The organism is Exobacillus caeni, from assembly GCF_005747095.1.
GTDB classification, from domain to species: domain Bacteria; phylum Bacillota; class Bacilli; order Bacillales; family Guptibacillaceae; genus Exobacillus; species Exobacillus caeni.
On the sequence record NZ_SWLG01000007.1, the window covers coordinates 108585 to 134143 of the forward strand.

Here is a 25559-nt window from a genome sequence, read left to right on the forward strand (position 1 = left end):
AGGATTCCCACACACTGGATGCCTTCGTTTCTGTCTTTTGAATCCCCTCTTGCGCAGCTCTTTTCTCCTAACATATCTGCCTTTCGTTTTTTTTTTCAGAAAAAAAAGAGAACCATGGATGATCACATGATTCTCATACTACTTCCTATTGCTTTTGCGCTATCTTTTCCTTAATCTCTTTAATCTGCTCAAGGTGCCTTTTTTCATGTAGGCCGATAAACGGAATCCATTGTTTTAAACTCAGTGCTCCAAAAGCAGGATGTGGCATTGACTTTTGTTCAAGCTGTTCTTCATCCGCTTCATCAACTACTCTATTAAGAGCAGCTCGAGACTCAGCAAGCTTTGCTTTTATTTCTGCAAGTGTCTGGTACTTATCAGAAGGAGTAACATATGGCGGTGCGCTTACTTTTTTCGTTCGGTTCACTGATAGATGGATCGGCTTATCTTCCACAGCGACACTCTCTTCACTTGCCAGTTCTTTTGAAATCGATTTTGTAATAACCTGTTCTAGTAAATACAGATGCTCCAGCACTTGTATAATCGACCAGCTGTTTTCGTCTTCTTTTTTATTAAGCTGGTCGTCTGATAAATCACTGACATATTGCAAAAGCTCTTCACGGATAGTCTCATTTTCCTGCATATTCAAAACCCTCCTTAAAAAATAACCTGCACCAACAGCAACCTTTGATCTGGAAAAACCGCATTGCAGCTGCCTTGATCGCTTTTCTAATCATCGGCTTTTCCCTGGCATGAGCAGTTTCCACAATATTTCTCCTTTCATCTAATTCGACGATACTGGAGTTATTCCTTGTTATTTTCTCTAATTCAAACACAAAAACCCGGGTTCCACCGAGTCTATTAGACCAGGATCATATTGTCACAAAGAGGATTCCTGTGACACGGTTTTTTTCTTTTTTCTCGCTTTAGCTGGTTCCTGGACCAAAACGACAGCTGTAATGACCAGGACGATTCCAATGTATTGCCAGAAAACTAACTTTTCGTTAAAAACTAGGAAACTGATAAGGGAAGCAACAACTGGTTCGACCGTTGCGATAATGGACGCCCGGCTCGTTTCCACATAAGTTAATCCCTTCGTATATAGAATGTAAGCAAGCATCGTCGAAAGAAAGCCGAGCCCTAAGACATAAAACCACACTTTGCCGTGTAAAAACAGCGGTACAAACGAGCTTAACCCGCTGAACGGAGCTACGGCGATCGCAGCGAAAACAAACGTATATACTGCAACTGTTAAAGAATCATATTTCCTGAGCGCGAATTTACCAAAAATGCTGTACAGCGCGTAGAAAAACCCGGAGCCAATCCCAAGCAGGAATCCGTAAAGAGTGATCGTTTCTCCTCCGATCGGAAAAACCCCGATGACAAGCGCGCACCCGGTTAGCGTTGTAAACAATGCGAACAGTTTCCGCGCAGTAAGCTTTTCCTGAAACAACAATCTAGAAAGCACTGTTACAAACGCTGGTGCAGTATAAAGCAAAATCGCCGCGATAGATATACTCGTTTCCTCGATCGCAGTGAACAAACACCAGTTGAAGAAAACGATGCTGATAATGCCAGTACCTACAAAATACTTGCTGTCGGCTAATTTTATTTTTAGTAGTTTACGATTTTTCATTAGCGTGTAGAGCACTAGAAAAAATGTGGCGGACAATGCCCTGATCGCAACAACCTGGACAGGGGTAAATCCAAGTCCATACAGGTAAGTTACAAAAAGTCCGATAATTCCCCAGAGGGAAGCTCCAAGCGCAATGAAAAGATAGGCGATTTTCTTATCCATGATCGTTCTCCTGTTACTTTTGTTGAGCCAATAATAACAAAAACCTATTGATTTGTGTCTAAATACGAATAACTCAATTATATTAAATTTCTTTCCCAGTTAGTTCTTTTAGGTATTTTTTACTAAAAACATCGAAGATTCACTTTATTTCTCTAATTTTTTTGAGGATAATTAACTAGAAATCAAAATATCTTGTAAAAAGGGGGTGACTCTATGTTTGAGCATCTTGGCATTTCTTTTGTCTGGTTGTTAGTGGCTTATACTGCTGTAACTGTAGTCGGCATTATTCACATGTACATCTTCCATATTTACTTCGGTGTGCCAAATGCAAAGCAGGCAGGAACAAGCTACTTAAAATCGCCTGCGTATGTAAAAACGATTCCCTACCAGGCACTTTACAATGTTGTTTTGTTCCCTGTGTTCCTGTGGTTCTACAGCCTTGGTGTGGAGACAGATAATTTGAAGGAGCTCATGTTTTATACCGTCATACAATGGACTGCAATGTCGATCATTCTCGATTACGTAGGCTGGGTGTTGATTCCTCATCCTTTCCGCTTTACCATAAAAGAGTTCTATGTCGATTACCAGCCCTGGATTTCACTGATTTACCTCGCTATATTTGTAAGCCATTATATCGCAGGCTTCTTTATTTAAATAGTGTGACAGGAGATTACAAATGAATAATCCTTATGAAAAACAGCCTTTTCTTGAAATGATTGTACTAGTTGTATTAATGCTACTGACTGCCCTCTTCCTTCCACAATTTAAAATCATCATCTCACTGGTGCCGATCATTTACGTTTTGGTAGAAAGGCGAGTTAGAAACCGTTCACAGAGCAGCATTGGATTTAAGCGAAAGGAAACTGTGGAAGATTTTAAGGAAACCTGGCTCTGGGTGCTTCTTGTTGGGGTCATCTTACAGGTTACATATTTTTTAGTTTTTAAAAACTTCTTTCCCGAAGTCTTTGCAAAGATCAACGGGCGGGTAACTATTTTAGCAGCTTTTGACGGCAAGCTTCTTTTCAGCTTGTTAGTACTGGCGTTTGGAGAAGAAATTGTATTCAGGGGACTGGTGCAAAAACGCCTCGGCTGGGTGATGAAACCCGCGTTCGCTATTCTTTTAACTTCACTGTTATTTACCGTCATGCATTATTCCACAGGACCAGCCAGCACTGTATTAATAGACTTAGCGACCGTGTTCATCGACAGCACTCTCTTCGGAATAATTTTTTATAAAACGAATAATGTGTATCTCTCTTGGATCGCCCACTTTCTGGCAAACGCCACAGCCTCTTGTTTGTTAATTAATTTTGTTTAAAAAAATGAAAGCTGACCCGAACGGTGACTTATACCTTTCTCCGAGTCAGCTTTTTACTTTCCTTTCAGGCCTTGCTTTTGATTAGCAAAAATAATATAACGACCATGATTAGAAAATTTGATATTTGAAACATTCCAGAAAGATCGTTGTGATGGAATATTGCCTGCACAGGCCCGAATTGATACAAAAGAAAACCCAGGATCAACGAACCTATAACAGCCATGAATGTGTATAGCATAAACTCCTCCCTAAAATTCTTTAAAAATCAAATCGCTTGAAACGGGCTTTTTATCTATCTCCCTTGCCCAAACCGATAGCTGCCCAATATGATGTATTTCATGGGTGATGATATGGCGCATGATCTTGCCGTATGTAAAAGTATAAGAACCACCGTTTCTCCGCTTCATCTGAAACGTCTTCTCTTCCATTTCTTCATTCCAGCTTCTTAGGAATTCCTCTGTCTGGCTTTTCGTTTCTGTTGAGAATGCCATTACTTCCTCAAGAGAAGATATCCTTTGCACATCTTTTACAATAACAGGTGTCCCCTGCATCTGGTTAATCCAGATTTGTTCGCAGTCTGCCACATGGAATAACGTTTTCAGGATACTGCCTGATCCTCCCGTCCGTTGCTTCACCAGCTCTTCTCCGGGAATTTCTTTGCACCATTCGAACCATTCCTCCCTCACTTGCCAGTTATATCGGAACATCTCGACCATTTCATTCATTCCTCTCTCATATCATTCACTTTTTGGCTCTTTTGTTGGCGTTTACTTTCAACTTTTGCTGATTTATTTTCAACTTTGCTAGAATACTTTCAACCTACCAGGTATCGACTTTTAAACTACTTTATCAGATTACCTTATAATGGTCCTCTTTTCATCAGCATTCACATTTTTTGTCAAAATTCATTTGTTGACATAGATTATTTCATAACTTAATATTTAACTTGTTTAAATAATTTTCAATAAGCAAAAAAGGAGGATCAGATTGGAGCATTATTTTGAAAGGCTTCAGGAAGCTCACAAAATTATTTTCAGGAAACTAAAGAACGAATTTGATCATAGAAATCTTGGTTTAACGGATACACAATTTTATATCCTCTTTTCCCTTGCTGAAAAAGGAAGCTATACTGTATCAGACCTGGCTGAAAAACTCGGCGTAAAGCCAAGTGCCGTAACCGTCATGATCGACCGCCTTTTGAAGAGTGACCTGGTTAAACGTCGAAGAGATGCAGGTGACAGAAGGGTTGTTCTTATCGAAATCTCCGATGAGGGAAATGTGTTACTGGAAAAAGTAAAAGCTGAAAGAAAGCAAGTGATCAAACAGTTTTTCGGACATCTAACCCCTGAAGAATTAGAATCCCTTGTGGCGATTTATGAAAAGTTGGCCAATACCGTTCACAAATAAGAAACGAAGTCTATTGGCCATTTCTTTAAACAGTTTAACTATTAAAACATTAAAACAATTTTTATAGGTTTAGAAAAAGGAGAAGATGAGTGTGAAGGAGCAACAACAAAGGGGCATTAACACCAGGATGGTCCTTACCGGATTGATCATTGGAATGTTCTTCAGCGCTTTAGAGCAGACGGTTGTCGGAACGGCGATGCCGACCATCATCGCTGAGTTGAATGGCTTTTCAATCTTTGCATGGGTAACGACAGCTTATTTGATCACGTCCACTACGGTAACGCCGATCGTCGGGAAGCTTTCTGATCAATACGGCAGACGTTTCCTATACTTACTCGGCGTATTGATTTTCATTGTTGGATCGGGCTTATGCGCCACTGCAAACTCTATGGAACAGCTTGTCATTTACCGTGCGCTTCAGGGGATCGGCGGAGGCATGATCATGCCGCTGTCCCAAACGATCATCGGGGACATTTTCACTGCAGAACAACGCGCAAAATGGCAGGGCGTGTTCGGTGCCCTCTTCGGACTTAGTTCTGTTATCGGCCCTTTTATCGGCGGCTTTATTGTTGACAGCATCAGCTGGCACTGGATTTTCTTAATCAACGTTCCGTTCGGTTTGCTTTCAGCTCTTTTGATTTTTACCGGCTTAAAGCATGAAATCGTTCGAACACAGGATAAAGCAAACATTGATTATTTAGGGATATTCACCCTGGTCCCGGCACTTGTGATGCTGTTGATCGGCCTGAACTTTGCGGGAGATAAATTCGAATGGGTATCTTCGACCAGCTTTTTGTTATTCGGAGGTTTCGCGGTCTTTTTAGTTCTATTTTTACTCGTGGAAAGAAAGGCTGCAGAACCGATCTTAGACTTAAGTTTGTTTAAAAACCGCATCTTCGCGACAACAAACGCGTTAGGATTTTTGCTTGGCCTAGGAATGTTCGGAGCGATTATGTTCGTACCGATGTTCATGCAGGGGATACTCGGAGTTACACCGACACAGGCCGGTTCCACTATGACACCGATGATGATCGCTTTGATCGTCGCAAGTGTGATCGGCGGAAGGCTGCTGTTGAAATTCCGGTTCAGAACTGTGTTGACAGCAGGTATGTTGATCGCAGTACTTGGCTTCTACCTGATGAGCACGATGGGCATTGATTCAAATGAAATGACAGCCTACTTCTATATGGTTGTACTCGGTCTTGGCATGGGTCTTGTGATGCCTACCTTAATGATCGCGGTCCAAAATGAATTCCCGAAACATAGACTTGGTACGGTCACTTCAGCCTCTACCTTCTTCCGCTCGATCGGAGGAACGATGGGTATTACGATCTTGAATTCTGTCATGAACCAGACGCTTCAAAGCAACATGGCAGATGTTACATCCTCGGAAAAAAACCCAGCAGCTGCAGCAGTGTTAAAGGAGATCGGGAGTAAAACCGATTCTTTATTTGGAATTCTCGTTAATCCCGGGCTGCTGCCAGTTCCAGAGGAAGTCAGGAAGAATGTTGTTCATGCTATCCAAACTGCATGGTCACAGTCGTTTACAACTACATTTTTAACAGGGTTGATCTTTATTGCACTCGGAATCGGCGTTGCATTGTCCGTTGGAAACGGAAAAATCAAACGTGATAAAGATTTGAAAAAGGAACAGGAAGAAGAACCAGAAGTACCTGAGTTAAAGCCGCTATTGAATGAATAAATAACACATGAAACGGCATGAACACTGTGAGCAGTGTTCATGCCGTGTTTTAATTTGTATTAGTCCTCTTTTCTTACGTTAGGGTTTAATTCCTCTTCGTCTGCAAACTCGGTAGCCATTGGTGCATTATCCCGGAACTCACTATGGGTGTCCCGCTCTTTATCAGGATCATGGGTAACAGTTTTCTGTAAGTAACGATGGAAAAAGAATTCTCCTCCGCCTATGATCACAGCTGAGATAAACGAAGCCCATCCAAGCGGAATCGCCGCCTCTATAAATAACCCACCTAATACATAAAGCATAACATACGAAAGAGCAATGTCTCCGAGTGTGGCAATCGTATTACCGACCCTCGGCATAATAGCCAAATCTCCAATATAAGCCACGATTGATAAAATAAGTGAAATCGATACGATATCCGCAAAGTCAACTCCATAAAACAATCCAAAAACTAGCAACAAAACTACTGTGATTATTCCAAACTTTATTAGAAAAGCCCTAACATGTTCCATGGTTGTCCTCCCTTCTTCATAAGTCTGGTACTCACCCATTTATTACCTTGTCCTATTTAAAAGAAGTTATCCGAAAGCAAAGAAAAGGCGTTTCAGCAGCATGGAATGGCAAGCAAATATTTTCCTCCTGGCATACAACTCACCTCCATGTGGTATATCTGTTATATACGACAAAAACGAGGGGAAATCATATGAATACATCTGAAATACAAAGAATGATGGATATGGGCGGCTTTGTGGAGATTCCAGAAGGGGTCCATGAACTGGAGTCGCCTTTATTGCTACGCACGAGTGGTCTTTACTTAAGAGTAAACCCGAGAGCGATTCTTGTTCGTAAAGGCAGGTTCGCTAACCTTCTTAAAACTTCTGAAGAAGCTACAGGATACAACGGGGTATGCGATGTCACGATCGAAGGCGGCGTCTGGCACCATAACGGCTCTGAAATCGATGCATCCGGAACCGCGATCAATTTTGGACACTGCACGAATATAACGATACGGAACATTATAGTGCTTGATGTCCATCGCAACCATGCTGTGGAAGCAAACAGTTCGAAAAAGGTGCGCCTGTTAAACTGTATGTTTGACGGCCAGGTCGGAGAGCCGCGTAAGAGTGAGGCATTCCAAATCGACGGAGCCTTTCGTCCTTCCGTGTTCCCGCACCACGGCATCTATGATTATACCTCCTGTAAGGATGTGCTTGTGGAGGGATGCCAGTTTATTAACTGGAGCAGAGGAATCGGATCTCATTCTTATGAAAAAGGACACGAGCATAAAGATATAAAGATTATCGGGAACCACTTTGAAACGATATATGATGAAGGGGTCCGGGCTCTTGGATATAATGGATTGATCATTACAGGTAACACGTTTTATAACTGTTCGACCGGAATAAAAGTGGAACACTCCGAAGTGTGCTCCATCTCCAGCAATACGATTCAGAACTCAGCCCAAAACGGGATAAGCCTGTATAACGACAATGAACAGATCACGGTAAATGGAAATAACATGCGAAACTGCGGTGGCCAGGGAATCTCTCTTTATAATAACAGCAACAACACTTCTATCGTGGGAAATACAATCCAGGACTTTGGCCAATATGGGATTGTTATTAACGCCAGCCATTATAACATGATCGATGGAAATATTATTAATTCTTATAAAAGTAAAGGCAAGAAAAATGCCGGTATCCGCATCACAAAATGGTCAAGCAACAATACAATCGGGATTAACCAGGTGAAAGGGATATCTCCTCCCCTTTCTTTTTCATCGACAGCCTATAAAAATGAGGTTATACATGATGATTAGACCCAACATTTAAGCCCCGGATTTTTTACCGGGGCTCTTACGTGTTGATTGCTATTCTACGATATACTCCTTTAAATCCAATTCTAAGATACGGTTCATCTCCTCTATCTCCGTCATCTCCGCAAAAACAAAAGCAAAAACCGGATATTCTTTAAAGTCGATTTTTCTAAACGCAAGAACCTTATTATATAAGGATAAAAAACCTTCATAATCAACAGAATTTATCTCTGATTGCGGAACTCCTGAAGTGTCTGCAACTGTAATGGAATAAAAACGGTCCTCCATATTCTTTAAAATCGTATCCCAATCAGGTGCTTTGTTTGTTAAATAGTATTCATAAGGGTTTATTCCGAAAGCGTAGCTTGCAATGTCCGTTGTACACCATCCGGCAAATCTTAATGGATTGATTTCAATCGGGAATATCTGCCCTCTATCCGTCACTCTGAATTCGATATGTATCGGGTAATTCCGTAGCTCAAATATTTCTCCGATCGCTTGAAGTTCTTTTAAAAAGGCTTTTTTGTTCTCCTGAATCACTTTTTTCCCTGTGTAATAAACACGGTCGCTTGTATCTTTATCACCAGCGAATAAGTGCTTTAACACATTAAGAATGACAGGGTTTCCACTTTCATCATAATAGGCATCAACTGCGAATTCCTCCCCGTCGATGTACTGCTCGATAAGGAATTTGGCGGTGTCCATCACATAATCGGGATAAACTCCTTCTACTTGTGCTATCTCCTCTTCCAACTGCTGGATTGCCGCAAACCATTCCTTCTCGTTATCAATCTTGTATACACCCATGCTAAAAAATCCGACTGCAGGTTTTAAGATACACGGATAATTGATTTCTTTACTGTTTATTTGGGTTAACTGATCCCTGGTAACTTCTTTAAAGTAAAGATCCGGATATAATTGACTGGTCTTTTTTCGAAACTCCGCTTTATCTTTTAAAATTTGTGTTGTTTTAACAAGCTCTGTTCCTTCTAAATGCTTATAAATCATAGATAGCGCGTTTTCCGAATTCGTAAGCAACGGGGGAAGAGCACTTTTAAAGGCAGTAAAGAAACGCTCTTCTTCTATCTCATTTAGAGTTTTGCTTTCCAGGCTCAGATTTTCGTTATTGATCAATACAGGGATCTGATGCTGTTGAAGTGTCTCAATAAGAAATGAAGAAACATAGGGTTTATCGAGAATTATCATAAATACTCTCCTTATCATTGTTAAATTAATTTAATCATCCTTTTATCACTGAAGATAGGGTATTTGGACACCGATTGACTTTTTTTGCTGAAGCTCGTATAATCTAAATATACCCCATAGGGTATAAAAGGGTAAAGGGGGAATTAATAAATGTTTAAATATAGTATTAAAATTATAATGTCACTGCTACTGGCGGTAACCGTTCTCTTTGCTGCAAATCCATCTTCAGAAGCATCTGCAGAAACAACTGCAGCTGATGCAGTTGTCTACGTGGGACAGACTGGTGCGGACATGTATGAACAAAGTATAAACGGAGTGCTTTACACAGAACAACAAATCGGTTTCATGGCTGATCGAATTTTATGGACGGAAGAGCAAATCGGCTTTATGGCTGACCGGATTGTATATGTAACAGAATTGTCCCAGGATAACTCTATTGAAATAATTTACATTGCTACCGCACTATGGCAAACAGGAACCCAGGACGGCGGATACCTGTATGAAGTATCCTTGATGCCAGTAGCAATGCTTCCTACCGGCTGGTAAGGTAACCGAAAATGAAAGGCAGATGACCAAAAAGTCATCTGCTTTTTTAATCTTCTTCATCAGAAACAAACTTACCATGATCAGGAACTGCAATTTCTTCAAACTCCTCAACAAGCTTTTTAAGACCATCGGTTAAGTCCTCTCCAGAAAGCGGTGTGCCATGTCCTGTTGCAGCTACATAAGGATTTAACGCCTGCAGTTTTTTTACAGAATCGTATGCTGCCTGCCAGTCTGTCGTTAGATATCTCGGTGGCCCGCTGATTTCCTGAGCCTGGGTCAGTACTTTAAAAAGTTGATCCTGCCTGACTGTGATAAATGCGTCACCTGCAATCAGAGTCCTGTCTTCATCCCGGAAAAATGAAACATGGCCGGGCGTGTGTCCAGGGGTATGGATCCATCGCCATCCTGGCATTTCAGGTACTGTTCCATCCTCTGGAAGCTTCTGGACCCGGGTTCCAAGGTCAATCCCTTCATTCGGGAACATCCGCGACATTTTTGCAACCAGGCCACCTTCCACGCTGGAGTCAGGTTCTGGATAGTCTTTTTTTCCTGTCAAATAAGGCAGTTCTAAGTAATGAGCGTAAACAGGCACATCCCAGTGGTTAGCCAGCTCTTCAACGGCACCAACATGATCAAAGTGCCCATGTGTTAAAATGATCGCTTTCGGTTTGTTGTCTTCTCCAAAATGCTCTTTCGCCTCTTCTAAAATATTATCATGGGATTTCGGCATCCCGGCATCGATTAATACCCAATCATGCGGCTCATACGGTTTACCATAAAAATAACAGTTCACCACCTGTATAGGATAGCAAAACACGTCTGGCGTGACCAATTGCCCTACTCCGCTTGTGAGCGAAGTGACAGGTATATAATTATCTTCCTCCATTCGAATGCCTCCTTTCCTTCTAACAATATTCCCCGAAATACTGTTAATCATGTTAGATGTTATACTGCTCCGGGCTGGTGGTATGGAATTATGAAAAGAATTTATGGCAGAAAGAAGGTATACGATGAAGCTATATGTGATACGCCATGGACAGTCACTCGGAAATGTGAACCAGCATAAAACACCGAATGATGGTTTAACCGACTTAGGAAAAAAACAGGCAAGAAAGGTCGCAGATTACTTTGAATCGATCTCTGTCTCTCGAATTTTCTGCAGCCCTTTCAGGAGAGTAGTTGAAACAGCAACTCCTCTCGCCGTGGACCAGGAGAAAAGAATCACTTTATCTCCTGAGCTCAGTGAAATTTTTGACTGTGTTAAAAGAAGGGACCATAAATGGGAATCACGAGAGGAGCTTGAGAAGCAATTTCCTTTCGCTACCTTCGCTAAAACGGATGAGATCAAAAAACAATGGTGGCCAAACTATCCTGAAACCGAAGAGGTAGAAGTGAAACACCGTGTGAAATCTTTTTTCGAAAAAATTATTATCCCTTTGCTTGAAAAAGATGAACATGTGGTTATTTTTGGGCACAGGGCAACTACCGCACAGCTAAAGAAGTTCCTGTGTCCCGATGTTTCTTATGAAGACCACGGAAACGCCGTTATCTTTGAGTATACTCTGGATGAAAACGGAACCTGTGTGGAAAATAAAGAGATTACCGAACATCTGGAAGGACTCGTTTAAAAATTAATTTCCAGAGGTCACAGCTTCCCCGTTCTCTTTATCATTCCTCAAATGCGTTTTTCCTTTTCAAAAACACCAAATGATATCGAAAGGATGCCACTACATGATAAGATTCAGTATTCTGGACCAGGCACCGATCCCAAAAGGATCTGATACGCACGCTACCTTACAACAATCAGTAAAACTTGCCGGACTGGCTGAAAAACTCGGGTTCAGCCGGTACTGGTTTGCGGAGCATCACAGCACAAAGGGGCTTGCAAGCAGTTCCCCCGAAATAATGATTGCTCATATTGCGTCTAAGACCTCTTCGATCAAAGTAGGCTCCGGAGGCGTCCTTCTCCCACAGTATAGTCCTTACAAAGTGGCTGAAAATTTTAAACAGTTAGAGGCACTTCATCCGGGAAGGATCGACCTCGGAGTTGGACGCTCGCCAGGCGGAACTGCAAAGACCCGTCTTGCATTAACGGATGGTGTAGACAAAAGCCTTAACGAATATCCGCGCCAACTTCGGGATCTGTCTTATTTCCTTACCGATTCGCTCCCTTCTGACCATAACTATGCAGGGATAAAAGCATCACCCCGGACTTCGACAACGCCATCGCTCTGGACGCTCGGCCTGGGAGAAAACAGTGCAGAACTGGCTGCCGAGCTTGGCATCGGCTATGTTCTCGGTCATTTTATCAACCCTGACAGAGGAGCTGAAGCTTTTTCTGCATATCGCAATGCTTTTAAGCCATCATCCTTTTTCGAACAGCCAAAAGGAATCACCGCTATCTTTGTCATTTGCGGAAAAAAAGACGAACATGCTGAAGAGCTTGCGTTAAGCCAGGACTTGTGGCTGCTTCGTGTGGAAAAAGGACTTGACAGCCGCATCCCTTCTATTGAAGAAGCAAGATCCTATACCTATACATCTAAAGAAAAAGAACGTGTTATACACAACCGGAGGCGAATGGTGATCGGGTCTCCTGAGACAGTTAGGGAAAAGTTAAAAGAACTTTCCGGGCGATACCAGACAGAGGAATTCATGGTATTGACCAACGTGTTTGATTTTGATGAAAAAAGAGCTTCGTATGAACGTCTTGCAGAATTGTTTATGTAAATAAAAACTTTTTGCAAAACTATTCTTGTTTTTGTTCTCCGATTGATAACCCCTTGCAAAAATTATTTTTAAAAAGCAAAGATAAAAGCCCTGCTTATTATAAGCGGGGCTTCTCATTTCATATAAAATCATGACGATATAAGGTCTCTTTGATACTTTGTCAATAACTCATCAAGTTCCTGGCTGCAGGTAACTGTTCTGTTATCTGTATATCCGAATGTTTTAGCGGCCAGAAACATTTTTCTTCTTTTTACTTCGATACGAACATTCAAAACTATCTTTTTAACCCAATCTGTCATCACTATTCCTCCAAGTATGTATTTACTGTATCTATGTGAAGTGAGATTCATGGTGTATCCGAGGCACATAGAAGAGTATATAACAACAAATTAGAAATTTTTGTTATTCCTTGTCGAATCAGTTATAAAATTTTCTTTATTTCAAATAATTTTCACAACTCATGTCTCGATTTGTTACTCTTTTACTATTTATTTTGCTGTATCTTGTGTTTCGGGAAGCAACCTCGTAAAATACAGTGGTCTTATTTGAAAGGAGATAGGTGATTGAAACAGACCACCAATGAAAAATTAAGTATCTATAATGGTATCGCTTCTACCATTTCTACAAATACAGTAAACGGATTTATTCCGTTATTCGCAATCGGGGTTCTCGGAGCGACGAACCAGCAAATGGGATTAATCACTTCCCTTCCTTCTATTATAGGGATGCTGGCTTTAGTCCCGGGGGCAATGTGGCTGAATAGAGTTGGATCAAAGCGAAATTTCGCTGCTCTCTCAACGTTCGCCACACGTTTTTTGTTTATGTTGATTTTCTTCATCCCTTTTCTGCCGATCGAAAATCCGGTATGGCTATTAGTGATCCTCATCGCCCTGGTGAACTTTCCGGGAGCTTTATCCGGGCTTTCCTGGCAGTCGATGATCGGCGATATGATTCCTGAGAAAAGGCGTGGCGATTTTTTCAGTTCCCGAAACAGGATAACGACGATCGTTGCAATGATAATGACCTTCCTGACGGGATTTTTCATCCAGCAGTTTGATAGGGAAAATGCTTTCCCGTATCAAATCCTGCTTGCTTTTGGTTTCATTTTTGCAATCATCGAAGTGTATTTTCTTTTTAAGCATAAAGAGAAGCGGCGGGAAAAGCCTGCTGTTGTGGAAAGCAATATTAAGAAGCCTACGCTTAAAGTGTATAAGCATAAGCCGTACCTTTATTTTATCTGCTGTGCCCTGTTCTTTAACTTTGCAGCTCAAATGGGCTGGTCGATTTTCAGCATCTACCATGTCCGTGAAGCGGAAGCGACCGCTTTATGGTTCAGCCTGTTCTCTGTCACAAACCAGATCGCCCAGATTATCAGTATTAAATGGTGGGCACGCCATGCGGATAAATACGGCAACACGATGATGCTTGTCATCGTCTCAGCAGGTATGGCTACCGCGCCAATTTTAACAGTACTTTCGACTAATCTGGTTTATATCACAGCAATTAATTTCTGGATCGGATTGTTCGTATCCGGCATGAACCTGTTATTGTTTAACCAGCTGCTCAACGCTTCACCGGAAAAAGACAGAACGAACTATATCGCAAACTACAACTTCTTGCTGTCGTTTATCGGATTTTTCGCTCCTCAGTTCGGCGTGTTCCTGTTGAACCAGTTCGGCATGTTTTCCGCGATGAGCATTACTTCGGTTGTCAGGTTCATGGCAGGCATTTTATTTTTAGTCGTTGCAATAACGTTTGAGAAAAGGTCTCTCAAGCTTTTGCCAAAAAGTATCTAAAGCATGTATCTGTTTCTTTAAAAATATAGCTTCAGTTCGAAATGAAAAAGGCGTGAAAACTGACTTCAGTTATCACGCCTTTTTTTATGCTTAAAGGGCTAACATTACATAAAAAGAAAAAAGTTGCAAACAATTACATAAGAAGGAAATTTATTAATGTGAGGTTCTTATGGAATCAAAAAACGATCAAATCAGCGTTTTTCACTGCCTTTTTATCATAATAGCAAGTGCTGGACTGATGTCCCACGTAATAGTCCTGCCTGTATTGTTAAATATAGGAGGACGGGATTCATGGATATCGGTGCTTATTTTTGCCGTCTTTTATATTGCATGGATTTTAATCCTCCATGTTATACAAAAAAAAACGCAACAAAAGCATATCTTTCTGTGGCTTGCCGATAAAGGCAACAAAACGATTGCATATCTCTTTTCATTAATCGTAACCATATATCTTCTTTCCACAGCTTCGGTTTCCTTTTTGGACACCATTACCTGGGCTAATATTACTTACTTGCCTGAAACACCAGGTATTTGGTTAAGTTTAACGCTATCTTTTATCTGTTTTCTATCGGCTCTCAGCGGAATAAAGTCTATCGCCATCATCAATGGGATAATGCTTCCCGTTGTTATTCTATTTGGATTTTTAGTCGCTTTTGGCAACATCCAATTTAAAGATTACTCCCTGCTGCGCCCTTTTTTAGAAAACGGCTGGAAACCTGTTCTAGAAGCATCGCTTTATTCTGGATTCGGCCTTTTAGAATTATTTTTTATTATTTTATATCAGCATAAAGCAAGTTCTAAGATAAAGTTAAGAGCATTATTATTCAGCGGTATCGTATTGGTTATGCTCACGCTGGGACCATTAATCGGTGCAATTGTGATCTTTGGCCCCCATGAAGCAGCTATCCAGCGTTACCCCGCTTACGAACAGTGGGGGATGCTCTCACTTGGACGATACATTGAACACCTTGATTTCTTATCCGTATACCAGTGGATGGCAGGGATCTTTATTCGAATCTCCTTACTCATTTACATTATTCCCGAACTTTTCAATTTAAAAGGAAAGCGAAGAATGTTTACACAGGCCTTTGTGTTTTTATTCTTAAACGGTGTAGTTCTTTTTAATCCGCTGAGCGATACCCAGTTTTTAATGTTTGTTAAGGATCTCTTTATTCCTTTTTCATCCATTTTCATTGTGGCAATATCATTTTTACTGGCTTTCTATTCCTTGTTGAAATCAGCTTAAAGGAGAAAATAATACCATGAAGTATAAGAAGTTACGAAAGCAAAAAATCTCCGGAAAAAGTGAAAAAAACCATACTCCATCTACCCTTGAAAATTTGCATAAATTATTTGAAGGATGCGGAGATGTTAAGTTCCACAAGTTAGTGGATCAGGAAGGAAAACCTTTTCACCTTGTATATTGCCAGGGATTATATGATAAAAGAAAATTAGACCAATTAGTGATCCCCTCTTTTATGAGGATTTTAAACAACCATGCAACAGAATCAACTTTAAGTTTTGAAGAAATCGAAGAAAAACTGGAAACTCCTGTTTCGATAGTGGAAAACAATGAACAGATCATCTCCAGAGTGTTTAACGGAGAAATCTTAATCATGATAGGCGAAGATTTACTTCTTACAGTTGATATTTCAGATCATCCACAACGAAGTCCTGAAGAGCCAAACTCAGAATTAAGTATAAAGGGAGCAAGGGACGGATTCGTAGAGGAAATTCAAGTGAATATGGCTTTGATCCGCAAAAGATTAAGGACCAACACCCTTAATTATGAACAATTCGTTCTCGGAAAACGGACCCATACAAAGGTGGGACTGTTATATATTGAAGATATCATTGATATGGATATTATAACTGAATTAAAAGAGAGAATATCGAAAATAGATATCGATGGGGTTATCAATTCTACACAGTTGAAAGAATTACTAAAGGAGAGCCCTTTTACGATATTACCAACAATCGGAGATACAGGGCGGCCAGATTTTGCAGTCGATTGTTTATTGCGCGGAAGATTTGTAATTATCATTGATGGTGTTCCTACCATCCTGATCGGCCCGGCTAACCTCTTTTTCCTGTTTAGGAGCGGGGAGGATAACGAATTTAACTTTTTATTTAATTCTTTCGAAAGATTATTACGCATTTCAGGACTGCTTATATCAACTTTCTTGCCAGGTATGTGGATCGCGCTCATCACCATTCACCAGGATCAAATTCCCTTTAGTTTATTGGCGACGTTAATCGAATCCAGAAAAGGGGTTCCTCTCCCGTCTGCAATGGAAGCGATCATAATGCTTCTTTTATTTTCCCTATTTAGAGAAGCTGGTTTACGGCTGCCTAAAACTATCGGCCAAACATTAAGTGTTATTGGAGGCTTGATCATCGGAGATGCGGCGATCAGGGCCGGCCTTACCAATCCGGCCATGTTAGTCGTCATCGCGGCTTCCGAGATAGCGACTTATACACTCGGAAATATTTCATTGACTGGTATTGTCAATGTGTTACGCATATTTATCATTATTTTGTCAGGGACGTTTGGTGTTTGGGGATTGTTTCTTTCCTTTGCATTATTGAGTATTTATGGAGCCCACTTAAGGCCGTTTGGCATTCCATATCTTGCTCCTTTTACTTATAAAAAACCGGTCACTTTATTAAACACCTATTTCCGGCTGCCATGGAAACTTCTTCACACAAGACCAGGTTTCCTTAAACCCCAGGATCCAACCAAAGGAGGAGAAGATGGATGATAAGAAAGCTTTTCTTCATAATATTGCTTCCCCTTGTGTTTCTTTCTGGCTGCTGGGACGTGGATGAAATAGACAGAATGCTGTATATCCATGCGGTAGGTGTGGATTACAAGGATGGATATTATTATCTATATGGGCAGCTTTTAAATGTTAAATCCTCAGGGACAAGCAGTTCTTCAAAAGGTAATGGACAGGCCGGAGGAGGCCAGGTTCCTGCAATAGTCGGAATAGGAAAAGGAAAAACTGTTGATGAAGCAGCATTTGACTTCTACAAGAATCTTCCACGGCGTCTCTTTTGGGGGCATTTATCTGCGATCATATTTTCTGAGGAAGCTTTAAAACAGAAAGACGTTGTGTTCTCCACACTGGATGTTTTCGATCGTTATCGAGAAACCCGCTATACATTATGGATTTCGACAACACCAGACTCTGTCGAAAAGCTGCTGTCTTCCGTCTTTCTAACCGATATATCCCCCCTCCAAACGAGGATTTCGGATCCGATGCACAGTTACGAACAAAATTCTTTTATACAGCCAAAACGGTTGAAGGATTTTTTACTCGAGCTTAACGAACCTTCCTTTACAGCGATACTACCCTTAATCGAAGTTGTAGACAGCTATTGGAAAGACGGAGGGAAAACTACTTCACCAGGATTAAGAATTAACGGAGTAAGTCTTGTCAGCAAAAAGGACGGATTTAACGGTACTTTAACTGGTACTGCTGTGAAAGGGCTTCGATGGCTAACACCCGAGGCTGGCCGGAATGATTTAATGATCTTTAGCGATGGCAGCCCTGTCGCTTCTATCGTCTTCGAAAAACCCAAATTGAAAATCGTGCCGGAAGTCAAAGACGGAAATGTAAGGTTCAACCTCAAGGTAGAGATGAAAGGAACTGTTAGTGAACTTTTTCAGGAAAAATCTGAAAAGACTTTAAATCAACTTGCTTCTAAAGCAATAAAAAAGGAGATTAAACATACCTATCAAGCTGCACTTGATAAGAATGTAGACATTTACAAAATAACAGAACAGTTATACAGGACAAATCCGAAAGAATGGAAAAAAGTAACGTTGGACGGGAATATTAATCCGCTTAAATCTGACTCGTTAAACAAAATTGAAGTGAAAGCAAAAATAAATACTACCGGTAAAATCGAGTTAAAAAGACCAGAATAACCCTGAAAAAAAGCAGGATTATTCTGGTCTTGATTTCACCATCTCATGATACCGCTTACAATTTAAATTATACTTCTTCCAGAACCTGTTTGCGATGATCCACAATCCGGATTGCTTTTCCTTCCGATCTTGGTACTTGCTTTGGTTCCTTGATAACCGTATTGATCGCAACATAGCAGTTAGATTTTAATTGATGCTGGATCTTGTATTGCAACAGCTGGACAGCTTCACTCGCCATATCGCCATTGATGCTCTTATGGAAAGCTTCTGATATTTCGCAATGCAGTTCAACGATATCCATAGAACCCTTCTTCTTCAAATGCAACTGGTAATGCGGGTCAAGTTCTTCTATCGAAATGAGATAATGTTCAATCTCTGAAGGGAACACATTCACTCCCCTGATGATCAGCATATCGTCGATTCTTCCTTTTACTCTCGACATCCTTGTCGTTGTTCTTCCACAGGAGCACTTTTCTTTTGTAATAGAAGCAATATCGCCAGTTCGATAACGGATAATCGGAAATGCTTCTTTCGTTAAGCTAGTAAAAACAAGTTCTCCCTGTGTTCCATCTGGAACGGGTTCAAGTGTCTCAGGGTCTATTACTTCCACATAAAAATGGTCGTCTGTTACATGCAGTCCATCCTGTGCTTCGTGGCACTCCATCGATACTCCGGGTCCGATCACTTCACTCAATCCATAAATGTCACACGCTTTTATTCCAAGCTTCTCCTCGAGCGTCTTTCTCATTTCTTCTGACCAGGATTCCGCTCCGAAGATTCCGTACTTCAAGCTTGTTTGTCGTGGATCTTTTCCCATTTGTTCCATCGTTTCCGCAATATTTAATGCGTACGACGGCGTTGCACAAATAACAGTAGGCTCAAAGTCTTCGATCAGGGTAATCTGGCGCTGGGTGTTGCCTCCTGAAACAGGCACAGTTGCCATTCCTAGCTTTTCTCCGCCATAGTGGAGGCCTAATCCTCCGGTGAATAATCCGTAGCCATATGCGTTATGTAGTATTTCACCAGGGTTTCCACCGGCGATTGTAATCGCTCTTGCAACAATTTCAGCCCAGTTATCGATATCATTTTGGGTATATCCCACAACTGTTGGCTTTCCACTCGTTCCAGACGAACAATGGACCCGGACGATTTCATCTCTTCCCACAGCAAAAAGGCCAAACGGATAATGGTCCCGCATATCTTGCTTTCTTGTAAAAGGAAGCTTTTTAATATCTTCCAAGGAAGCGATGTCCTCAGGCTTAATCCCCTTTTCATCGAATTTCTCTTTGTAAAAATCTACTTTTTCGTACACAGTATTTACCGTCTTCTTTATGCGATCGAGTTGGAGCTTTTCAATGTCAGAACGTACTGCTGTTTCGATTTCGTGAAGTGCCACTTGCAATTCCTCCCTTTATCTCCTAAATAGTAAAACCATTTAATTATATAACGTTAATTTCCCGTCAAACTAATAGTGTGATATATATTACAGAATAAACCGAGAATGAATGGGTGTCAATATATTTTCAGAATATTACTATTATTATTGGGTTTGCTCTGTTATTCTGTTTTATTTAATAGTAAAATTTTAAAAGAATAAGAAATCATCTATCAGGACGTGATAAAAATGAATGAAAAATTAGTAGAGAAAATGAAAGCAGATCCTTATGCCAACTTCCTTGGCATCGAGCTGTTAGAAGTTCGGGAGGGATTTGCTCAGGCATCATTGGTTATTAAAGAAAACATGCTTAACTTTAACGGAACGGCAAACGGCGGAGTGATTTTCTCGCTTGCTGATTACGCTTTTGCTGCTGCAAGCAATTCACATAACCAGGCTGCTTTCGGCATTACTGTAACCATCCATTATCTTGCACCAGGATGGACAGGAGAAAGGGTAACCGCAACCGTAAAGGAAGAAACAAAGCCCGGACGCCTCGGATTATACCGGATGGAAGTGACAAACGAAAAAGAAGATTTGCTGGCTGTTTGCGAGGGAATGGTCTACAGGAAAAAAGATACTGTGATTAGCTGAACTTATTGAAAATCACTTATGGTAATTAAAGGATGGATTATTGCATAAACGTTTGTTATGTTACAAAACAAAAAACATTATCAAAAGTCTCTCATAATATCAATTTCATCATGATTGTTTGCTAGAATAGGTTTTGAAGATGAAACCCCATCTTCATCCCCCTAAACCCTAAAAGATAAATCGAACCCCGTGCCGAACGTCTGGCATGGGGTTCGTTCGTTTTTTTATACAGACACTGGGGACTTCTCCTTTCTTATATGTAAAGATGGGTTACCATCTTCCACCGTTAAAGTAGCACGTGTTTCCATAGGAGCACCCGGTTTCTTTACATATGGAACAATCACATAATCTGCCTGCCAGTTATTTTGAGTAACTGTACAACGTACATATCCACGCTGATTATTAAAAAACTTAATATGCGGATTTTCTTCCAATACTTCTGCCGTATTATTTCTCCGATCAGACCCATCTCCACCAGATGTGATAGAAGTTCCTACAAACTCGACACCAACGTTTTTAGAATCTGGATTATCAAAGTCAGCTTTTATCTCGTTTGCCCAGTTAGAATGAACGTCACCTGTCAAAACAACAGGGTTGCTTACATTATTAGTGCTTAAAAAGTCTAAAATACGCTGGCGCGCTACAGGATAACCATCCCATGCATCCATACTGTAGCGTTCTGCTTCTGGGCCAAATCCATAATCACGCCGTGCAAAGAAAACCTGCTGGGCAAGAACATTCCATTTAGCAGAAGAAGCCTTCAAGCCTTCAAGCAACCATTTTTCTTGTTCACTTCCAAGAATTGTTCTGTTAGGGTCCATCGATTCAGGTGTTGGACTGTCCCATCCATCCCCATTCGCCTGGTTATCCCTGTATTGGCGGGTGTCAAGCATATTAAATTCCACTAGATTTCCAAAGGATACTCTTCTATATAACTGCATGTCGATTCCGGAAGGATAAGATGTCCTTCTTAACGGCATATGTTCATAGTAGGCTTGAAATGCTACGGCCCTTCTTCTTAAGAAGTCTTCCCGTGATTGTTTGTCTGGGTCCTGTGGAACTTCATCTGCCCAGTTATTATCGATTTCATGATCATCAAGTGTTACAAGCCACGGGAAATTTGCATGTGCAGCCTGTAAATCACTATCAAGCTTGTATAACGCATATCGATTGCGATAGTCCTCTATAGTATAAACTTCCGGGTACTCCTTATCGATCGGCCTCACACCATTCGAGTTATGCGTCCCTTCATAAATATAGTCTCCTAAATGTATAACCAGGTCCAGATCATCCTTTGCCATATGCTGATAGGCTGTATAATATCCTGCCGTCCATAGCTGGCAAGAAGCAAAAGCAAATTTGACCTGTTCTACATTTGCGTGGAACGGAGGTGCCGTTTTGGTTCTTCCTACCGGACTGAGTTCCGGACCAGCTTTAAATCGATAAAAGTACCATGTCGATGGGTTCAACCCATTAACTTCAATATGGACTGAATGGCCAAGATTGGGTTTAGAAAGCTCTGTTCCTCTCTGGACAACATTCTTAAAACTTTGATCTAACGCAACTTCCCACTGGACGGGAAAAGGATGGGAAGGCATCCCCCCTCCATTCAACGGATCCGGAGCAAGACGCGTCCACAAAACGACACCATCTGGCAAAGGATCACCAGAGGCTACTCCTAATGTAAATGGATAAGATTGAAAATTAGATTTCGCAGCAGATGCCAAATCAACTGGAAGTGAATTGGCGATTGTAACACCGAGTGCTACCCCTACAGCTTTACCGGATCTCTTAATAAAATTCCGCCGATTAAACTTGTCCCCTAATTGATCGCTTCTTTTCATTTTTAGCCCTCCTTTATATTTCAAGCCCAATTGTAGCCATAAAATGTAAAGGAAATATTTCGTTACAGTAAAAATATGTATTCAAAGGAATAATCAGTTATTTAGTCTTGTTTTTAAGCCTTTTTCTATAAGTCGCCCAGTCTAAGAATCAACGATATTACTCACTCAGTCATAAGTGACCGGGTGCTTTTTCCTAAAAAATAATAACCTCCATGTCCATAAATTGACATTAATTTCACAAAATTAACAAATAGCTTTTCAATAATTTAGTACAAAAGATGTTGGAAATTGGGGTAACACATCATACCAGCTTTAAATTCTTATTATGTTAAGGTCTATAGTAGTATGTTTTCACAAGGATAAAAATGACATTTATCTTATTTTTGCTCAACTAGCCAACAATATAAACTTTATTAACAATAGATTAATAGAAAATCAGTAAGATGTAATGGAATCAGAATTTCTGTGGAAGCTTGCAGCGATTCTAAAAAAATTTAGGAGGTTGTATTATGCCATTTGGTAACATTGGAATTCCTGGATTGATATTAATTCTAGTCATTGCGCTTATTATTTTCGGACCATCAAAACTTCCAGAGATCGGTAAGGCTTTTGGAAATACGTTAAAAGAATTCAAGCGAGCTACAAATGATCTTGTATCTACTGAAAAGGAACTCCCAAAAGAGGATGATAAAAGAAACAGTGCTTCTTAAGAAAACATCTTGTTACTTGGGGAGTGAATAAGAAACATGGACAGAGACCTTTATTTGGCTGAACATCTTGAGGAGTTAAGGAGAAGACTGATCATTACCACTGGATTTTTCTTGATATTTTTCATCGTTTTTTTTGTGTATGTAGAAAACATATATGAATTTTTAATCAAAGATCTAGAGGACAAACTGGCGATTCTGGGCCCAGCCGATATTCTTTGGGTCTATTTTTTAATTTCAGGCGTGTTTGCAATAGCTTTTACGATTCCTATAGCAGCATATCAAATCTGGAAATTTGTCTTGCCTGCACTGGATCCTAATGAAAGAAAATCTACGTTGCTTCTTATCCCATCGCTTTTTATTTTATTTTTAACAGGGATAGGTTTTGGATATATGATCGTTTTTCCAACCGTACTTTCTTTCATGCAAAATATGTCTACTGGACATTTTGAAACATTTTACACAACTGAAAAATACTTTCGTTTTATGATCAATCTCACTTTTCCGTTCGGGGTGTTATTTGAACTGCCTGCAGTTATCCTTTTTCTCACCAGTCTCGGCATCCTTAATCCTGCAAGATTAGCTAAGACTAGAAAGATTGCATATTTTATTCTGATCGTTACTGCAGTTTTGATAACGCCTCCTGACTTTATATCAGATTTTCTTGTAATGGTTCCGTTGCTGCTGCTTTATGAAGTTAGCATTACGCTTTCCAGAGTGGTATACCGTAAAAAGTTAAGAAAAGAAAACTTTTTGCATAGTAACTTAAAAAGTTAATTGAATTGCTAAAGGCGTGTAACCAATATACTGTTTGCACGCCTTCTTCCTTTCTTATTGGCCTATTTTAATCCTTTAAACTAATAGTTTTAATATTTTGCTGATAAATTTCTGGTGACAACCACCGTTTATAATTTTCAGGCAATACGTTTCCTTCACTACTCTCACTTACTGCCTTTAACAAATGCTTTATGTAATTAAATATCTCATAAACGTTTTGTTTGTTTCCAACAGGCCCATGCCCCGGAATAATAGTCTCGATTTCCATTTCCTTCAACTTGTTTAAGATCGCAAGCCATTCTTCTGGGTTAGATTCTTCAAACAAGGCGGGATGGGTATCAACAGCTACAAGATCTCCTGAAAACATGGTCTTGTTCTCTGGTATGTATAACATCGAATCGCAAATGGAATGGCCTCCTCCCAGAGTAAACAGCCGGGCAGACCTTTTTGACCCGTAAATCGTAAATTCATCTTTAAAAGTATAGTTTGGAAGAACCAGTTGCAGATCGGGCAACGATTTTTCTATTTCATGCAAAAAAGAAATCTGCAGGTTAATTTTTTCATCCTTTGTTTCCTTTGATTCCTTTGTTTCCTTTGCCTTCTCCTCTAATGTCTCAATGTAATTTTGCAGGCCTGCTAGATCGTTCTTCTGCTTGCTGATTCTTTCAGGATGAATTTCTTTCATATTCTTGAAGGTTTTATCGCTCGAAACAATATTGCTCTCATTAAATGCCTGATTGCCGCGAACATGATCGCCGTGCCAGTGGCTGTTTATGACCCAAGAAACAGGACGCTCCGTTATACTCTCTGCCATTTGCTTAAGGTCTTCAGCTGACTGCTGGGTGTTAAATGTATCAAAAACGATCGTCTTGTCGCCAAGATCAACGAATCCTGCGTTCCCTACTGCTCCTCCGCCTTCCTTCGCGAAAGCTGCATAAATGCCATCGCTAACTTTTTCCAAGCTGAAATGGTTACTAGAATGCACTCTGCTCATCATACCATCCTCCTAAAAACAAGTTAAAACACCCAGACGAAGGGCAAAAAAAGCCAGTAGTCATCAACTAACAAAATCGCAAACAGCCATGCTACTGTACCAATCAAGCTAAAAACCACATTTCTCACCGTTCTTTTCAATAGTTGAAATTTATAGGCTATTGCAAGCATCCACAGAATAAACGGGAACACGAGGATATACAGTCCGACCGACATGCTGCCTAAAAAGCTGGCAATATACATTAACAATCCTGAAACGAAGAACAACAACGGAGATTTGCTGATAAATGCCTGAACAGCAGTTACGATTCCTAAAATAATCGTCAGAAAAAATATCAGGATAAAAATAGCCATTGTATCCCCTTTCCTATTATAGCCAGAAAAAAAGAGCCATTCTTTGTTAGAACAGTCTCTCCCACCATCAGACTTACCGTTTGTTAATCAGAACCTCAATCATTCTAATAAATGACAAATTCACGATCGCAGAAATGAATGCTGCGAAAGAAAACGCATAAAAAACTGTTTCCAAAACATCTATTAACGTTCGTTGATCATAATCGCCAACTAAAAGAAGCAGAATGAACGGCAAGCCAAACCATTTAGAAGCAAACATTTCGTACATAATCTTCATAATTTACCCACCCATATCCTTTTTCTTTTACTTATTAAACGAAGTAAATCGAAAAAAGGTTTCAAAAGAACGGCCAAAACTATATGGTATTTTTCTGCAGGATTCCAATACTGTTTGAGGACATCTGTTCCGTTATTTGTGACAAATGTTTATTTTTGAAAAATTATAGGTCATCGGTTCCGTTATTTACCGATAACACGCCTATATTGCTCAGGTTTTTAGCAAATAGCGGAACATATGACCTCTTTTTCTCTAAAAGTTGTGTTTTTTCACAAATAGAGGATTCAATGACCTATAATTACACTTCCCGGGTTTCCATGCATTCATTTAT

At 40.3% G+C, this 25559-nt stretch carries 27 protein-coding genes; 15 read left to right on the plus strand and 12 right to left on the minus strand.

Annotated features, from left to right (window positions below; genetic code table 11):
• Positions 1-145: 145 nt before the first annotated feature.
• Entirely contained in the window at positions 146-640 is a 495-nt protein-coding gene (locus tag FCL54_RS11370) for a DinB family protein (RefSeq protein WP_138126484.1), read from the minus strand.
• 237 nt (positions 641-877) lie between these two features.
• A complete protein-coding gene (locus FCL54_RS11375) occupies positions 878-1795 on the minus strand; it encodes a DMT family transporter (RefSeq protein WP_138126486.1) in 918 nt (305 codons plus the stop codon).
• Between the two features lie 213 nt (positions 1796-2008).
• Between FCL54_RS11375 and FCL54_RS11380 the strand changes: the two genes are divergently transcribed.
• Together FCL54_RS11380 and FCL54_RS11385 are read left to right on the plus strand one after the other, a co-directional pair.
• A complete protein-coding gene (locus FCL54_RS11380; RefSeq protein WP_138126488.1) occupies positions 2009-2449 on the plus strand; it encodes a hypothetical protein in 441 nt (146 codons plus the stop codon).
• A gap of 22 nt (positions 2450-2471) precedes the next feature.
• Entirely contained in the window at positions 2472-3113 is a 642-nt protein-coding gene (locus FCL54_RS11385; RefSeq protein WP_138126490.1) for a CPBP family intramembrane glutamic endopeptidase, read from the plus strand.
• A 248-nt stretch (positions 3114-3361) separates the two neighbouring features.
• On the opposite strand, the gene FCL54_RS11390 is transcribed toward FCL54_RS11385, so the two are convergent.
• The gene (locus FCL54_RS11390) at positions 3362-3829 is read right to left on the minus strand and encodes a DinB family protein (RefSeq protein ID WP_138126854.1); all 468 of its coding nucleotides are present in this window, start codon (positions 3827-3829) and stop codon (positions 3362-3364) included.
• A 271-nt stretch (positions 3830-4100) separates the two neighbouring features.
• Between FCL54_RS11390 and FCL54_RS11395 the strand changes: the two genes are divergently transcribed.
• Complete coding sequence (locus FCL54_RS11395) at positions 4101-4520, plus strand: MarR family winged helix-turn-helix transcriptional regulator (RefSeq protein ID WP_171016800.1); 420 nt, start codon at positions 4101-4103, stop codon at positions 4518-4520.
• Between the two features lie 85 nt (positions 4521-4605).
• Positions 4606-6222, plus strand: coding sequence for an MDR family MFS transporter (locus tag FCL54_RS11400; RefSeq protein ID WP_138126494.1), 1617 nt, complete (start codon positions 4606-4608; stop codon positions 6220-6222).
• A gap of 59 nt (positions 6223-6281) precedes the next feature.
• Here FCL54_RS11400 and FCL54_RS11405 read toward each other — a convergent pair whose 3' ends face one another.
• Complete coding sequence (locus tag FCL54_RS11405; RefSeq protein ID WP_171016801.1) at positions 6282-6734, minus strand: YndM family protein; 453 nt, start codon at positions 6732-6734, stop codon at positions 6282-6284.
• A gap of 191 nt (positions 6735-6925) precedes the next feature.
• On the opposite strand from FCL54_RS11405, the gene FCL54_RS11410 reads away from it, so the two are divergent.
• The gene (locus FCL54_RS11410) at positions 6926-8041 is read left to right on the plus strand and encodes a right-handed parallel beta-helix repeat-containing protein (RefSeq protein WP_138126498.1); all 1116 of its coding nucleotides are present in this window, start codon (positions 6926-6928) and stop codon (positions 8039-8041) included.
• A gap of 51 nt (positions 8042-8092) precedes the next feature.
• Here FCL54_RS11410 and FCL54_RS11415 read toward each other — a convergent pair whose 3' ends face one another.
• A complete protein-coding gene (locus FCL54_RS11415; protein WP_171016802.1) occupies positions 8093-9244 on the minus strand; it encodes an ATP-grasp domain-containing protein in 1152 nt (383 codons plus the stop codon).
• 150 nt (positions 9245-9394) lie between these two features.
• On the opposite strand from FCL54_RS11415, the gene FCL54_RS11420 reads away from it, so the two are divergent.
• A complete protein-coding gene (locus FCL54_RS11420) occupies positions 9395-9790 on the plus strand; it encodes a hypothetical protein (RefSeq protein WP_138126502.1) in 396 nt (131 codons plus the stop codon).
• A 46-nt stretch (positions 9791-9836) separates the two neighbouring features.
• On the opposite strand, the gene FCL54_RS11425 is transcribed toward FCL54_RS11420, so the two are convergent.
• Complete coding sequence (locus tag FCL54_RS11425) at positions 9837-10676, minus strand: MBL fold metallo-hydrolase (RefSeq protein ID WP_138126504.1); 840 nt, start codon at positions 10674-10676, stop codon at positions 9837-9839.
• Positions 10677-10800: 124 nt separating this feature from the next.
• On the opposite strand from FCL54_RS11425, the gene FCL54_RS11430 reads away from it, so the two are divergent.
• On the plus strand, positions 10801-11418 hold the full coding sequence (locus FCL54_RS11430) for a histidine phosphatase family protein (RefSeq protein ID WP_171016803.1): 618 nt from the start codon (positions 10801-10803) through the stop codon (positions 11416-11418).
• Positions 11419-11521: 103 nt separating this feature from the next.
• Positions 11522-12517: an LLM class flavin-dependent oxidoreductase gene (locus FCL54_RS11435; RefSeq protein WP_138126508.1), complete on the plus strand. Its 996-nt coding sequence runs from the start codon at positions 11522-11524 to the stop codon at positions 12515-12517.
• A 128-nt stretch (positions 12518-12645) separates the two neighbouring features.
• Here the strand turns inward: FCL54_RS11435 and FCL54_RS11440 are convergent, their stop codons facing one another.
• Positions 12646-12816: an aspartyl-phosphate phosphatase Spo0E family protein gene (locus FCL54_RS11440; RefSeq protein ID WP_138126510.1), complete on the minus strand. Its 171-nt coding sequence runs from the start codon at positions 12814-12816 to the stop codon at positions 12646-12648.
• Positions 12817-13080: 264 nt separating this feature from the next.
• Here FCL54_RS11440 and FCL54_RS11445 point away from each other — a divergent pair, with 264 nt between their 5' ends.
• From FCL54_RS11445 to FCL54_RS11460, 4 genes are all read left to right on the plus strand, one after another.
• Positions 13081-14313: an MFS transporter gene (locus FCL54_RS11445; protein ID WP_138126512.1), complete on the plus strand. Its 1233-nt coding sequence runs from the start codon at positions 13081-13083 to the stop codon at positions 14311-14313.
• A 169-nt stretch (positions 14314-14482) separates the two neighbouring features.
• Complete coding sequence (locus FCL54_RS11450) at positions 14483-15559, plus strand: GerAB/ArcD/ProY family transporter (RefSeq protein WP_138126514.1); 1077 nt, start codon at positions 14483-14485, stop codon at positions 15557-15559.
• Between the two features lie 16 nt (positions 15560-15575).
• On the plus strand, positions 15576-17075 hold the full coding sequence (locus FCL54_RS11455; protein ID WP_138126516.1) for a spore germination protein: 1500 nt from the start codon (positions 15576-15578) through the stop codon (positions 17073-17075).
• A complete protein-coding gene (locus FCL54_RS11460) occupies positions 17072-18247 on the plus strand; it encodes a Ger(x)C family spore germination protein (protein ID WP_138126518.1) in 1176 nt (391 codons plus the stop codon). Before FCL54_RS11455 ends, FCL54_RS11460 begins: the two co-directional genes overlap by 4 nt.
• A 67-nt stretch (positions 18248-18314) precedes the next feature.
• Here FCL54_RS11460 and paaK read toward each other — a convergent pair whose 3' ends face one another.
• Complete coding sequence (gene paaK, locus FCL54_RS11465; protein WP_138126520.1) at positions 18315-19643, minus strand: phenylacetate--CoA ligase PaaK; 1329 nt, start codon at positions 19641-19643, stop codon at positions 18315-18317.
• A gap of 228 nt (positions 19644-19871) precedes the next feature.
• On the opposite strand from paaK, the gene FCL54_RS11470 reads away from it, so the two are divergent.
• Positions 19872-20276: a hotdog fold thioesterase gene (locus FCL54_RS11470; protein ID WP_138126522.1), complete on the plus strand. Its 405-nt coding sequence runs from the start codon at positions 19872-19874 to the stop codon at positions 20274-20276.
• A gap of 224 nt (positions 20277-20500) precedes the next feature.
• Here FCL54_RS11470 and FCL54_RS11475 read toward each other — a convergent pair whose 3' ends face one another.
• Complete coding sequence (locus FCL54_RS11475) at positions 20501-22120, minus strand: alkaline phosphatase D family protein (RefSeq protein ID WP_138126524.1); 1620 nt, start codon at positions 22118-22120, stop codon at positions 20501-20503.
• A gap of 509 nt (positions 22121-22629) precedes the next feature.
• On the opposite strand from FCL54_RS11475, the gene tatA reads away from it, so the two are divergent.
• Together tatA and tatC are read left to right on the plus strand one after the other, a co-directional pair.
• Positions 22630-22830 carry a twin-arginine translocase TatA/TatE family subunit gene (gene tatA, locus FCL54_RS11480; RefSeq protein WP_138126526.1) on the plus strand — a complete coding sequence of 67 codons (201 nt, stop codon included), beginning with the start codon at positions 22630-22632 and terminating at the stop codon, positions 22828-22830.
• Between the two features lie 36 nt (positions 22831-22866).
• Positions 22867-23604, plus strand: coding sequence for a twin-arginine translocase subunit TatC (gene tatC / locus FCL54_RS11485; protein ID WP_138126528.1), 738 nt, complete (start codon positions 22867-22869; stop codon positions 23602-23604).
• Between the two features lie 67 nt (positions 23605-23671).
• Here the strand turns inward: tatC and FCL54_RS11490 are convergent, their stop codons facing one another.
• From FCL54_RS11490 to FCL54_RS11500, 3 genes are all read right to left on the minus strand, one after another.
• Positions 23672-24598: an MBL fold metallo-hydrolase gene (locus FCL54_RS11490; RefSeq protein ID WP_138126530.1), complete on the minus strand. Its 927-nt coding sequence runs from the start codon at positions 24596-24598 to the stop codon at positions 23672-23674.
• A gap of 23 nt (positions 24599-24621) precedes the next feature.
• Entirely contained in the window at positions 24622-24951 is a 330-nt protein-coding gene (locus FCL54_RS11495; RefSeq protein WP_138126532.1) for a hypothetical protein, read from the minus strand.
• Between the two features lie 73 nt (positions 24952-25024).
• The gene (locus tag FCL54_RS11500; protein ID WP_138126534.1) at positions 25025-25228 is read right to left on the minus strand and encodes a hypothetical protein; all 204 of its coding nucleotides are present in this window, start codon (positions 25226-25228) and stop codon (positions 25025-25027) included.
• Between the last annotated feature and the right edge of the window lie 331 nt (positions 25229-25559).

Bases quoted from the DNA above. Each gene is read 5' to 3' on its own strand.
- FCL54_RS11370 (WP_138126484.1), bottom strand. From the start codon at position 640: ATGCAGGAAAATGAGACTATCCGTGAAGAGCTTTTGCAATATGTCAGT.
- FCL54_RS11375 (WP_138126486.1), bottom strand. From the start codon at position 1,795: ATGGATAAGAAAATCGCCTATCTTTTCATTGCGCTTGGAGCTTCCCTC.
- FCL54_RS11380 (WP_138126488.1), top strand. From the start codon at position 2,009: ATGTTTGAGCATCTTGGCATTTCTTTTGTCTGGTTGTTAGTGGCTTAT.
- FCL54_RS11385 (WP_138126490.1), top strand. From the start codon at position 2,472: ATGAATAATCCTTATGAAAAACAGCCTTTTCTTGAAATGATTGTACTA.
- FCL54_RS11390 (WP_138126854.1), bottom strand. From the start codon at position 3,829: ATGGTCGAGATGTTCCGATATAACTGGCAAGTGAGGGAGGAATGGTTC.
- FCL54_RS11400 (WP_138126494.1), top strand. From the start codon at position 4,606: ATGAGTGTGAAGGAGCAACAACAAAGGGGCATTAACACCAGGATGGTC.
- FCL54_RS11405 (WP_171016801.1), bottom strand. From the start codon at position 6,734: ATGGAACATGTTAGGGCTTTTCTAATAAAGTTTGGAATAATCACAGTA.
- FCL54_RS11410 (WP_138126498.1), top strand. From the start codon at position 6,926: ATGAATACATCTGAAATACAAAGAATGATGGATATGGGCGGCTTTGTG.
- FCL54_RS11415 (WP_171016802.1), bottom strand. From the start codon at position 9,244: ATGATAATTCTCGATAAACCCTATGTTTCTTCATTTCTTATTGAGACA.
- FCL54_RS11420 (WP_138126502.1), top strand. From the start codon at position 9,395: ATGTTTAAATATAGTATTAAAATTATAATGTCACTGCTACTGGCGGTA.
- FCL54_RS11425 (WP_138126504.1), bottom strand. From the start codon at position 10,676: ATGGAGGAAGATAATTATATACCTGTCACTTCGCTCACAAGCGGAGTA.
- FCL54_RS11430 (WP_171016803.1), top strand. From the start codon at position 10,801: ATGAAGCTATATGTGATACGCCATGGACAGTCACTCGGAAATGTGAAC.
- FCL54_RS11435 (WP_138126508.1), top strand. From the start codon at position 11,522: ATGATAAGATTCAGTATTCTGGACCAGGCACCGATCCCAAAAGGATCT.
- FCL54_RS11440 (WP_138126510.1), bottom strand. From the start codon at position 12,816: ATGACAGATTGGGTTAAAAAGATAGTTTTGAATGTTCGTATCGAAGTA.
- FCL54_RS11450 (WP_138126514.1), top strand. From the start codon at position 14,483: ATGGAATCAAAAAACGATCAAATCAGCGTTTTTCACTGCCTTTTTATC.
- FCL54_RS11455 (WP_138126516.1), top strand. From the start codon at position 15,576: ATGAAGTATAAGAAGTTACGAAAGCAAAAAATCTCCGGAAAAAGTGAA.
- FCL54_RS11460 (WP_138126518.1), top strand. From the start codon at position 17,072: ATGATAAGAAAGCTTTTCTTCATAATATTGCTTCCCCTTGTGTTTCTT.
- FCL54_RS11470 (WP_138126522.1), top strand. From the start codon at position 19,872: ATGAATGAAAAATTAGTAGAGAAAATGAAAGCAGATCCTTATGCCAAC.
- FCL54_RS11475 (WP_138126524.1), bottom strand. From the start codon at position 22,120: ATGAAAAGAAGCGATCAATTAGGGGACAAGTTTAATCGGCGGAATTTT.
- tatA (WP_138126526.1), top strand. From the start codon at position 22,630: ATGCCATTTGGTAACATTGGAATTCCTGGATTGATATTAATTCTAGTC.
- tatC (WP_138126528.1), top strand. From the start codon at position 22,867: ATGGACAGAGACCTTTATTTGGCTGAACATCTTGAGGAGTTAAGGAGA.
- FCL54_RS11490 (WP_138126530.1), bottom strand. From the start codon at position 24,598: ATGAGCAGAGTGCATTCTAGTAACCATTTCAGCTTGGAAAAAGTTAGC.
- FCL54_RS11495 (WP_138126532.1), bottom strand. From the start codon at position 24,951: ATGGCTATTTTTATCCTGATATTTTTTCTGACGATTATTTTAGGAATC.
- FCL54_RS11500 (WP_138126534.1), bottom strand. From the start codon at position 25,228: ATGAAGATTATGTACGAAATGTTTGCTTCTAAATGGTTTGGCTTGCCG.